Annotated in this window: 2 protein-coding genes; both read right to left on the minus strand. The window is 40.7% G+C overall.

Going from position 1 to position 2540, the window contains the following annotated elements; translation table 11 throughout:
* Positions 1 to 82: 82 nt before the first annotated feature.
* Positions 83 to 622 carry a hypothetical protein gene (locus AB1422_18825; GenBank protein MEW6621355.1) on the minus strand — a complete coding sequence of 180 codons (540 nt, stop codon included), beginning with the start codon at positions 620 to 622 and terminating at the stop codon, positions 83 to 85.
* A gap of 369 nt (positions 623 to 991) precedes the next feature.
* Positions 992 to 1939, minus strand: coding sequence for a hypothetical protein (locus AB1422_18830; GenBank protein MEW6621356.1), 948 nt, complete (start codon positions 1937 to 1939; stop codon positions 992 to 994).
* Between the last annotated feature and the right edge of the window lie 601 nt (positions 1940 to 2540).

Raw genomic sequence — 2540 nt, forward strand, 5'->3', positions numbered from 1 at the left:
CTGATTCGCTGTCTTTTCCTTTTCCTCTGCCTCACCGAATTATTCATTCACGGTTGACCCTAAAATATCCTTTTTTCTTAATTCACAATTCAAGATGTGACCCCTGACCTGACCGTGACCCCTGACCTGACCTGACCACAAGATGTGACCCCTGACCTGACCCTGACCCCTGACCTGACCCCTGACCCTGCACGACCCCTGACCCTGCAGACCCCTGACCCTGCATGACCCCTGACCCTGCATGACCCCTGACCCTGCATGACCCCTGACCCTGACCTGACCCCTGACCCTGACCTGACCCCTGACCCTGACCGACCCCTGACCCTGCCCCTGCCCCTGCCCTCTTTCTTATCTTGCAGAAGGGTGGACCACCTCCATTCTTGCATCCTTTCTTGCAACGAAACTTGACCATAGCCCCAAGGACTTCGTAGCATTTGCTGTAATCCTTAAAGACTTTGCCAAAGCCCTCATCAGCAATAAATTCTGCAAACTTATCATATCTGCATACCCTCAGTTCTTTCCTGAGATCTCTTGCCAAATCAGGAATTTTGCCAGTATAGCCGTGGCAATCTCCGCAGTAGAGACCACAATATGCAATCAAATTTTTATCTTCCGCCTTCATCTTTTCTCCTCCTGCCACCTAACGATAAAGTTCAGGTGCGGCGGGGAGAATTACCACAAAAGTTTGATAGCAAGATAAAACTTTGAGAGACCACAAAACTCTGACCACGGCACAGTCCCCCGCCGTCAACTGCAACGCAGGGTTAGACAAAAGCTTTGATTCGCTGTCTTTTCCTTTTCCTCTGCCTCACCGAATTATTGTGCATTCCACATTCACGGTTGACCCTAAAATATCTCCCTTTTATTTTCTCACACAAAGAACACAAAGGTTTATTGTTTTATTCAATTCCTTTGTGACTTTGTGTCTCTGTGTGATTATTTTTATTAGTCTAACGATAAAATAACCTGCTCTGTCAGGTTCATTGTTTTGTTAGGTGTTTATAATCTTCTTCTGAGTTGTAGAACATTTTCCCCGGCCAATAATTGCTTCGATTCTATTCTTTAAGTCTTTGCGAGCTTGGTCAAAATCATCTTCTTTCCAAGTGATAAACTTATATTGCCTGACATCAAAATGAACTTCGTTGTTATCAACTTCATCTTGTTTGCACAACCAAATTACGGGTAATCCCATACCCAATGCATAGCCAGCTTCAAAATAAACACCGTCCCGTTGTCCTGTAAAATCAGCAACAACAAACTTGCTTCTTTTTATCATTGATATAATCTCATCATCTATACGATTTACATGCTCATGTTTATCTATACGCAAAGGTTTATAACCAGCATCTATTATTCCAGCCTCAATAACATTTCTTAAAAGAGGATCCAATTCTTTATCAAAACACATAGCTATAAAAGCAATTTGACTTTCTGGATTAATCTGACTCAATTCCTCAATATAAGCCCATCCTTCAGCGGTTATCTTATAATGATAATCTTTTGCTTCTTCCACCAGAAATTGCTTACACTTAACAAGATAATGATTAACTATAAAGGACAGTTCATCCTTATTTTGTGTCCATGAAACTCCATTAACCTCTGGATTTTGATAAACTTGAAAAGTTTGTCCTGGAACAGGGTATTTTCTAACTAAAAACCTCAATAACTTTTCAGCCTTTTCTGCAACAGTTGGGGTTTTTATTTTTCTAAGATGTTCTATCTGCTCGGGTGTGATCATTTTTCCTTTATTCTCTCTGAACCATCCTGAAATATTAGCTATCTCCAATTGAGTAAACGGGTAGTTTTTTATAATACTTCTATCATCTCTTGAAATTCTATAATCACTGCATCTTGGACAATCTACTATGTAGACTGTACCACCATCATCCCTATATTCTGCATCTAACGAACATATGAAACATTTACATTTAGAAATCATTTGTTTTCTCCATTTCTACATCTAACGATTGAGCTCACCTGCTGCGGGGCGGATTACCACCAAACTTTGTAAACAAGATAAAAGCTTAAGATACCACAAAACTCTAATTACGGCACAGCCCCCGCCGTCAACTGCAACGCAGGGTTAGACAAAAGCTCTGATTCGCTGTCTTTTCCTTTTCCTCTGCCTCACCGAATTATTGTGCATTCCACATTCACGGTTGACCCTAAAATATCTCCTTTTTATTTTCTCACACAAAGCCACAAAGAACACAAAGGTTTATTGTTTTATTCAATTCCTTTGTGACTTTGTGTCTCTGTGTGATTATTTTTATTATTCTAACGACTGAGCTCACCTGCCCGAGCGAAGCGATGGTCAAGTGCAGCGATGGGTTAGGTGGCACTTTCCGTATACCAATACCTTTTCCCTTTAAGGAATTCTTCGGCTCCTTTTTTCTTAAGTGTTATTAGATTCTTTATCCTGAAATCGGCAAGTAGTTGAGTAAAAAGGGGGGAGTGGGGTAAAAAAGAAGGCTATTTTGACAAATTGGGGAGAGAATTAAGGAAAAGATGAAGGGAATTAGATAACAGATAGGATTAAG

The sequence above is a fragment of the bacterium genome, from assembly GCA_040757115.1.
Classification (GTDB): Bacteria; UBA9089; CG2-30-40-21; order CG2-30-40-21; family SBAY01; genus JBFLXS01.

Coding starts and splice junctions, on each gene's coding strand:
- AB1422_18825 (MEW6621355.1), bottom strand. CDS start 622: ATGAAGGCGGAAGATAAAAATTTGATTGCATATTGTGGTCTCTACTGC.
- AB1422_18830 (MEW6621356.1), bottom strand. CDS start 1,939: ATGATTTCTAAATGTAAATGTTTCATATGTTCGTTAGATGCAGAATAT.